Source organism: Actinophytocola sp. (assembly GCF_050699915.1).
Taxonomy (GTDB): domain Bacteria; phylum Actinomycetota; class Actinomycetes; order Mycobacteriales; family Pseudonocardiaceae; genus Actinophytocola.
The window spans coordinates 1-7,399 of sequence record NZ_JBOHGA010000271.1; the positions used below are offsets into that span (position 1 = coordinate 1).

The window sequence follows — 7,399 nt, forward strand, 5'->3', positions numbered from 1 at the left end:
CTGCTGCGCCGGCTCGCCGGCCGCCTCGGCGACGTCGCGGCCGCGGTCGTCGTGACGGGCGTCGACGGCGACCCCACGTCCTACGCGGTCGGCGTGCGGGCCACCGGTTCCGGCGCCGTCACCGAGGTCGCCTGCCTCGCGCCGCCCGACGACGTCTCGGCCATGCGCGACCGCGTCGAGCGCGAGCTGGCCGACGGGACGGCGCCGTCCAGTCGCCAGCCGTGGGACGAGCTGCTGCCCGACGCCTCGGTGGACCTCGTCGAGCAGGCGAGCGTCGTGCGGATCGAGGCGGAGCCCGGCGCCGACGGCCCGGTCGGACGGGTCATGCGGATGCTCCAGACTCGCGACCTCGCCGCCCTGGCCGGCGGCTGAGCAGGGCCGGGACACACGACGGCGGGCCCCGCCGTGAAGGGAGGGCCCGCCGTTCTGGTGCGTAGCTCAGCGGCCGTAGCGGTACTGGGTCTGCGCGTTCAGCTCATCGAAGCGCACATCCTTCGCCGCGTCGGTGCGCGGGTCGTTGATCTGCAGCACGTCGAACCCCTTGCCGAGGTCGGACGAGAAGATGTAGCCGTTGTAGTAGTACGCCGACCAGGTGCCGCCGCCGGTGTTCGGATCCGCGGCCGGGCCGCGCTCCCAGAAACCGATCCGCTTGGGCTTCGCCGAGTTGGTGAAGTCCCACACCTGGATGCCGCCCATGTACCAGGACTGGACCATGATGTCCTTGCCCTTGACCGGGATCAGCGAGCCGTTGTGCGCGACGCAGTTCTCGTCGTCGGTCTGCATGCGGTCGATCTTGAAGTAGCTGCGGAACACCAGCTCGCGGTTGTCGCCGCGGCCCTGGATGTCGTAGATGCCGTTGGCGCCGCGCTCCTGGCCGATCTGCGCGTTGCAGGTGGCCGCACCGCCGCCGCCGAGCTCGTCGGTGAAGACCACCTTCGTGCCGGCGTTGTTGAACGTGGCCGAGTGCCAGAACGCGAAGTGCGCGTCGTCCTGGACGCGGTGGATCTCCCGCGGGTTGAGCCGGTCGGAGATGTCGTACAGCACGCCGTCACCCATGCAGGCGCCCGCCGCGAGGTCCTTCTCCGGGAACACGGTGATGTCGTGGCAGCCCGAGGTCTTGGTGACGTAACCGTCCTCGACGTTGCCCGGGATGCCCGGGTTGCCGCCGTCCGGGAACACCACCGGCGTGGCCGCGACCTTGGCCGCGGTCGGGGTGCGCAGCGGGACCTCGACGATCGAGATCTTGTCGTGCGGCGGCTTGCACTTGGCAAGGCTGTCGTCCGGGCCGTACGAGGAGATGTACAGGTAGACGTTCTTGCCCGCCTTGTCCGGCACCAGCGTGTGAGTGTGCGAGCCGCACGCGGTCTCCACCGACTTGATGTAGCGCGGCGCCTTCTTGTTGCTGATGTCGAAGATCTTGATGCCCTCCCAGTACGGCTTGGCGCCGTCGTTCTGGCCGGTCGAGGCGCACGAGTCGTTGGAGCGCCGCGCGTCGGTCGACAGGAACAGCAGGTTCCCGGTGACCGAGATGTCGTTCTGCCCGCCCGGACAGAGCACCTGGCTCACGATCTTGGTCCGCTTGGGCTGCTTGATGTCGTAGATCGTGAAGCCGAGGTAGTTGCCGACGAACGCGTACCTGCCCTGGAACGCGAGGTCGGTGCCGACGCCGTCCACGAGCGGCGCGGTCGGTGGCAGCTGGGCCACCTGCTTCATGTTCGGGCTGCTGACGATCTCGTCCTCGCCAGGGAAGTCCTGTGCTGTGACCGGTGACACGCCGGCGATCATGGCGGCGCCCAAGACCGCCGCGCCGAGTGCCGTGGCCGACGCACGCCTGCGCCAGCCGTGCAGGGTCGTCCTCACGTCTGCCCCTCTCCTCACCTTCGGAAGAACCACATTATGTACAGGCGGGGCGGGAATAAACTAGCGCTGACCGCGGGCATTTCGGCAGATCGGAACACGATTACTCATGACTCGGACAAGCGGGACGAACGCTTCCCGCCGAGCGCGCCGGCAGCGGATCGCCGCTGGTGTCGGTGCGCTGCTGGCCGCCGGCGTGCTCGCCGCGTGTACCGACCAGGCGCCGCCCCCGCCGCCGGCCAACTCGGCGCCGGTGATCGTTCCGGGGCGGCCGGGGGAGCCGGCGAGCACGATCCCGCCCGGTGAGGCCACCCCGTTCGAGGAGGAGCCGCCCAACGACGCCGACGTGGCCTTCGTCCGCGACATGATCGTTCACCACGCGCAGGCGGTCGAGATGGCCGACCTCGCCGCCGACCGCGCGGCCCGCAAGGACGTCAAGGGGCTCGCCGACCGCATCGCCGACACCCAGCGGCCGGAGATCGACATGCTGAACCGCTGGCTCGAAGAGCACGACGAGGAGAAGGTGAACCCGGGCGGCCACGACGAGGCGCATGCGGCCATGCCGGGCATGGCCACCGAGGACCAGCTTCGCAAGCTGCGTGCGGCGCGCGGCGCGGCGTTCGAAGGGCAGTTCCTCCGGCTGATGATCACCCACCACGAGGGCGCGCTGACCATGGTCCGCGACGTTCGCCGCACGGGATCCGACGTCCGGGTGCAGGAGATCGCCGACGACGTGGCCGTCGTGCAGGGCGACGAGATCGACCGCATGTGGGGGATGCTCGGCGGCTGAGCCGAGCCGGCGCGGCCGAACACTAGGATTCGGTGCATGACCGAGGCCGGGCCGGAGCGCGTGCAGCAGGAGGGCGTCGGTGTGCCCGATGCGCTTCAGCGGCTGTGGACTCCGCACCGGATGGCCTACATCAAGGGGCAGAACAAGCCGACCGGCGACGACGTCGACGGCTGTCCGTTCTGCGCACTGGTCGAGCTCGACGACGCCGACGCGCTGATCATCGCGCGCGGGGCGGAGGTGTACGGCGTGCTGAACCTCTACCCGTACAACCCCGGGCACCTGATGGTGGTCCCGTACCGGCACGTCGCGGACTACCCGGAGCTGTCGCCCTCGGAGACCGTGGAGCTGGCGGAGTTCACCCAGCGCGCGATGACGGTGGCCCGCTCGGTCTCGGCGCCGCACGGGTTCAACATCGGGATGAACCAGGGCGTGATCGCGGGCGCGGGGATCGCCGCGCATCTGCACCAGCACGTGGTCCCGCGGTGGGGCGGTGACTCGAACTTCATGCCGGTCATCGGCCACACGAAGGTCCTGCCGCAGCTGCTGGGGGAGACGCGAGCGCTGCTGGCGAAGGCCTGGACCGAGCTCTGACCAGAACGGCGCGCCCCCAAAGAGGAGCGCGCCGTCGGGCGAACGGATCAGGTGTCCTGCCGGAGCACGGCCTCCACCTCGATGTGGATGTCGATCTTGTCGGCGACCACGGTGACGCCGTTCTGGATGCCGTCGAAGTTGACGTCGAAGTCCTTGCGGTTGATCTGCGCGGTGCCGGAGAAGCCGGTGCGGGTGCCGCCGTACGGGTCGCTCATGAAGCCGTTCAGCTCGAAGGTCAGCGGCACGGTCTTCGTGACGCCCTTGAGCGTGAGCTCGCCGTCGAGCACGAAGTCCTCGCCGACCTGGCGGGCGCCGGTCGCCCGGTAGGTCATCTCCGGGTGCGTCTCGACCTCGAAGAAGTCCGGCGAGCGCAGGTGGTCGTCGCGCTGCTTGTTGTTCGTGCTGACCGACTGGAGGTCGACCGCGATGTCGACGGTCGAGTCGAGCGGGTTCTCGGCGGTGACGATCTCGCCCCTGACGTCGTCGAACCGCCCGCGAACCTTGGTCACCACCATGTGCCGAACGACGAAGCCCACGTGTGTGTGCGCGGGGTCGATGTCCCAGGTGCCGGCCAGGTAGCCGGGGATCTCGAGAGCGGTTGCGCTGCTCATGGAATGTGTCCTCCCGTGGAGATAGTTCAACGCTCATCTATTGAGCGATCAACCGTCACCGTACTCCGGCTTGGTTGAGGGTTCAACAAGTACACTGGAGACATGTCCGACATCCGGTGGCTGAACGACCACGAGCAGGAGGTCTGGCGCACGTTCATGGCCGCGGTCCTCGGGCTGACCGACCAGCTGTCCCGTCAGCTGCAGCGGGACTCCGGCATGCCGCACACCTACTACGAGATCCTGGTGTCCCTCTCCGAGGCCCCCGACCGCACGCTGCGGATGAGCGAGCTCGCCGGCCTGCGCGGCTCGTCCCGCAGCCGGCTCTCACACGCCGTCGCCCGCCTCGAGGGGGCCGGCCTGGTGCGCCGCCGCGAGTGCCCGACCGACAAGCGCGGCTCGTTCGCCGAGCTCACCGACGCCGGCTACGCCACCCTGGCGGCCGCCGCCCCGGGCCACGTCACCGAGGTGCGCGAGAAGCTCTTCGACCGGCTCACCCCGGAGCAGATCGAGCAGCTCGGCGAGATCAGCAAGGCGATCCTGGAGGGCGTCGACGCGTCGGCGCTGCCGCCCTGCTCCAACCTGGTGGTCGAGCGTTAGGCTGCTCGCGCACCCGTTGCCGCCCCTTGGACGAGGCTCGCCCGACCCATGCTGAACATCTTCGCCCGAGCTTCGGTCTCGCGCGTCACCGATCCGATCGGCGAGCGACTCGTCCGGCTCGGCATGACGCCCAACGCGATGACCGTGTTCGGCACGGCCGGCGCGGTCGGCTTCGCGCTGTGGTTGTTCCCGACCGGACACCTCCTCGCCGGCACGCTCACCGTGTGGGGCTTCGTGATGCTCGACCTGCTCGACGGCGCGATGGCGAGGGCCAGGGGCGGCGGCACGAAGTTCGGCGCTGTGCTCGACTCGACCTGTGACCGGATCGCCGACGGCGCCCTCCTGGCGGCGATCGCCTGGTACGCCTTCGAGGTCGACGAGTCGCCGGCCCTCGCCACGGCCGCCCTGATCTGCCTCGTGCTGGGCCAGGTCATCTCCTACGTCAAGGCCCGAGCGGAGGCGGCCGGGCTGACCGCGAACGTCGGGCTCGTCGAACGCGCCGAGCGGCTGATCGTCGCCCTCGTCGGCACCGGGCTGACGGGCTTCGGCGTGCCCTACGCGGTCGACGTCGCGTTGTGGCTGCTGGTGGCCGGCTCGGTGGTCACCGTCGTGCAGCGGCTCGTGGCGGTGCGCCAGTCGGCCGACGGCCAGGCCGACACGGCGACGCCCACCCCGGAGGCAGGCGAATGACCGGTTTCGGAGAGCGGCTGCAGACCGCGGCGTACGCGGCGGGCTGGGGCCTGGTGCGGGCGCTGCCCGAGCCGCTCGCACGCGCCGGCTTCCGCACCGGCGCCGATCTCGCCTTCCGCCGCAACGGCGCGGGGATCGCCCAGCTGCGCCGCAACTACGCCCGCGTCGTACCGCACGCCGGGCCGGCGGAGCTGGACGAACTGGTCCGCGCCGGCGTCCGGTCCTACGCGCGCTTCTGGATGGAGACGTTCCGGCTCTCGGGCATGGACCACGAGGCGATCTACCGCCACGTCGACGAGCGGACGGAGGGAAAGGCGCTCGTCGACGCCGCCCTGGAGCGGGGCAAGGGAGCCGTCCTCGTACTGCCGCACACCGGGAACTTCGACGTCTCGGGCGTCTGGCTGGTCGGCCACCTGGGACGGTTCACGACCGTCAACGAGCGGCTCCGGCCGGAGTCGCTGTACCAGCGGTTCGTCGCTCACCGGGAGTCGCTCGGCTTCGAGATCCTGCCCACGGGCGGGTTCGCGTACCGGGTGCTGCTGGAACGCCTGCGCGCCAACAAGGCCGTCTGCCTGCTGGCCGACCGCGACCTGTCGAAGCGCGGCATCCCGGTGACGCTGTTCGGCGAGCGGACCCGGATGCCCGCCGGGCCGGCGCGGCTCGCGGCCGCGACCGGGGCGCAGATCCTGTGCGTGGACAACACGTTCACCGAGGACGGCTGGGGCCTGCGCTTCCACACACCGATCGAGGTGTCCGGCCGCGACGAGGCGGCGGCCGCGACGCAGCGGATCGCCGACGGGTTCGCCGCGGACATCGCGGCCCACCCGGCCGACTGGCACATGATGCAGAAGCTATGGCTCGCCGATCTGCCCGAGCAGAGCCGCGAGGCGCTGCGGGAGCCGGCGAAGCCCGAGGAGGCGTCGGAGTCGCGGTGAGGATCGGGGTCGTCTGCCCGTACTCCTTCGACGTGCCCGGAGGAGTCCAGGGGCACGTCGTCGATCTCGCCAAGGCGCTGCGCAAGCTCGGCCACCAGGTCGACGTGCTCGCGCCGGCCGACGAGGACACGCCGCTGCCCGAGTTCGTCCGGCCGACGGGCCGCGCGCTCGCCGTCCCGTACAACGGCTCGGTCGCGCGCCTGTCGTTCGGGCCGGTGTCCTACGCCCGGGTCCGCAAGTGGATCCGCTCGCACGACTTCGATGTCCTGCACCTGCACGAGCCGACCGCGCCGAGCCTGGCGATGCTGGCGCTGCTGCTCGCCGACGGCCCGATCGTGGCGACGTTCCACACCTCCACCCACCGGTCCCGCACGCTGTCGGCGTTCCAGGTGGTGCTGCAGCCGTTCCTGGAGAAGATCACCGCGCGGATCGCGGTGTCCGCGCTCGCCCGGCGGGTGCAGGTCGAGCACCTCGGCGGGGACGCGGTGGAGATCCCCAACGGCGTGGACGTCGAGTTCTTCGCCCAGGCGCAGCCGCTGCCCGGCTACCCGCGCGAGGGCGGCACCGTCGGCTTCGTCGGCCGGTTCACCGAGCCGCGCAAGGGGATGCCGGTCCTGCTCGACGCGCTGCGCATGTTGGTGCCGGAATTCCCGGAGCTGCGCCTGGTCGTGGTCGGCGGCGGCGACCAGGCCGAGCTGCGCCGGCTGGCCGGGCCCGAGCTCGCCGGCCGCCTGGAGCTGCTGGGCCAGGCCGACGACGAGGTCAAGGCGCGGATGCTGTCCAGTGTCGACGTGTACTGCGCGCCCAACACCGGGGGCGAGAGCTTCGGGATGATCCTGACCGAGGCGATGGCCGCCGGCACCGCGGTGGTGGGCAGCGATCTGGACGCGTTCCGCCGGGTGCTCGACGACGGACGGGCCGGGGCGTTGTTCCGAATGGGGGACCCGGTTGCGCTGGCCGACGCCCTTCGCGGGATGCTGACCGAACCGCAACGTCGGGGGACGTTGGTCGCGAACGCCCGCCGCCGGGTGGCGGCCTACGACTGGCCGGTCGTCGCCGGCCAGGTGTTGCGGGTGTACGAGCAGGCGATAGCCGCGGATCCGCGGCAGGTAGTCGAATCTGGGTGAGGTGCCTTTCTCGTGAGCACAGGTCTGCTGATCACGTTGCTGGCCGTCGCGTTCGTCGTGGCCGTGGTGCTGGGGTTGTGGCTCGCGGCGACGGCGAACCGGCTGGACCGGCTGCACGTGCGGACCGACGCGGCGTGGGCGGCGCTGGACGCGGCGCTCGCCCGCCGGGCGGTGGTGGGCCGGGCGGTGGCCGCGGCGATG

At 70.9% G+C, this 7,399-nt stretch carries 9 protein-coding genes and 1 pseudogene; 8 read left to right on the plus strand and 2 right to left on the minus strand.

Annotated features, from left to right (window positions below; all coding sequences use genetic code 11):
- Positions 1 to 372 (plus strand): hypothetical protein (locus ACRDSK_RS29780; RefSeq protein WP_431444683.1); only part of this gene is annotated, 372 nt, incomplete at its 5' end.
- Positions 373 to 438: 66 nt separating this feature from the next.
- Here ACRDSK_RS29780 and ACRDSK_RS29785 read toward each other — a convergent pair.
- On the minus strand, positions 439 to 1,860 hold the full coding sequence (locus ACRDSK_RS29785) for an LVIVD repeat-containing protein (protein ID WP_431444684.1): 1,422 nt from the start codon (positions 1,858 to 1,860) through the stop codon (positions 439 to 441).
- A 106-nt stretch (positions 1,861 to 1,966) separates the two neighbouring features.
- On the opposite strand from ACRDSK_RS29785, the gene ACRDSK_RS29790 reads away from it, so the two are divergent.
- Positions 1,967 to 2,647, plus strand: coding sequence for a DUF305 domain-containing protein (locus ACRDSK_RS29790; RefSeq protein ID WP_431444685.1), 681 nt, complete (start codon positions 1,967 to 1,969; stop codon positions 2,645 to 2,647).
- 36 nt (positions 2,648 to 2,683) lie between these two features.
- Positions 2,684 to 3,238 carry an HIT family protein gene (locus ACRDSK_RS29795; RefSeq protein ID WP_431444686.1) on the plus strand — a complete coding sequence of 185 codons (555 nt, stop codon included), beginning with the start codon at positions 2,684 to 2,686 and terminating at the stop codon, positions 3,236 to 3,238.
- Between the two features lie 47 nt (positions 3,239 to 3,285).
- On the opposite strand, the gene ACRDSK_RS29800 is transcribed toward ACRDSK_RS29795, so the two are convergent.
- Entirely contained in the window at positions 3,286 to 3,849 is a 564-nt protein-coding gene (locus tag ACRDSK_RS29800; RefSeq protein WP_431444687.1) for a YceI family protein, read from the minus strand.
- Between the two features lie 102 nt (positions 3,850 to 3,951).
- On the opposite strand from ACRDSK_RS29800, the gene ACRDSK_RS29805 reads away from it, so the two are divergent.
- The 5 genes and pseudogenes from ACRDSK_RS29805 to ACRDSK_RS29825 all read left to right on the plus strand — a co-directional run.
- Positions 3,952 to 4,446, plus strand: coding sequence for a MarR family winged helix-turn-helix transcriptional regulator (locus tag ACRDSK_RS29805; RefSeq protein WP_431444688.1), 495 nt, complete (start codon positions 3,952 to 3,954; stop codon positions 4,444 to 4,446).
- 48 nt (positions 4,447 to 4,494) lie between these two features.
- Complete coding sequence (gene pgsA, locus ACRDSK_RS29810; protein WP_431444689.1) at positions 4,495 to 5,136, plus strand: phosphatidylinositol phosphate synthase; 642 nt, start codon at positions 4,495 to 4,497, stop codon at positions 5,134 to 5,136.
- The gene (locus tag ACRDSK_RS29815; protein ID WP_431444690.1) at positions 5,133 to 6,071 is read left to right on the plus strand and encodes a phosphatidylinositol mannoside acyltransferase; all 939 of its coding nucleotides are present in this window, start codon (positions 5,133 to 5,135) and stop codon (positions 6,069 to 6,071) included. The genes pgsA and ACRDSK_RS29815 overlap by 4 nt, the downstream gene beginning before the upstream one ends.
- Positions 6,068 to 7,198, plus strand: coding sequence for a glycosyltransferase family 4 protein (locus ACRDSK_RS29820; RefSeq protein ID WP_431444691.1), 1,131 nt, complete (start codon positions 6,068 to 6,070; stop codon positions 7,196 to 7,198). Before ACRDSK_RS29815 ends, ACRDSK_RS29820 begins: the two co-directional genes overlap by 4 nt.
- A 12-nt stretch (positions 7,199 to 7,210) precedes the next feature.
- A pseudogene (locus ACRDSK_RS29825) lies at positions 7,211 to 7,399 on the plus strand (NUDIX hydrolase); the annotation flags it as partial.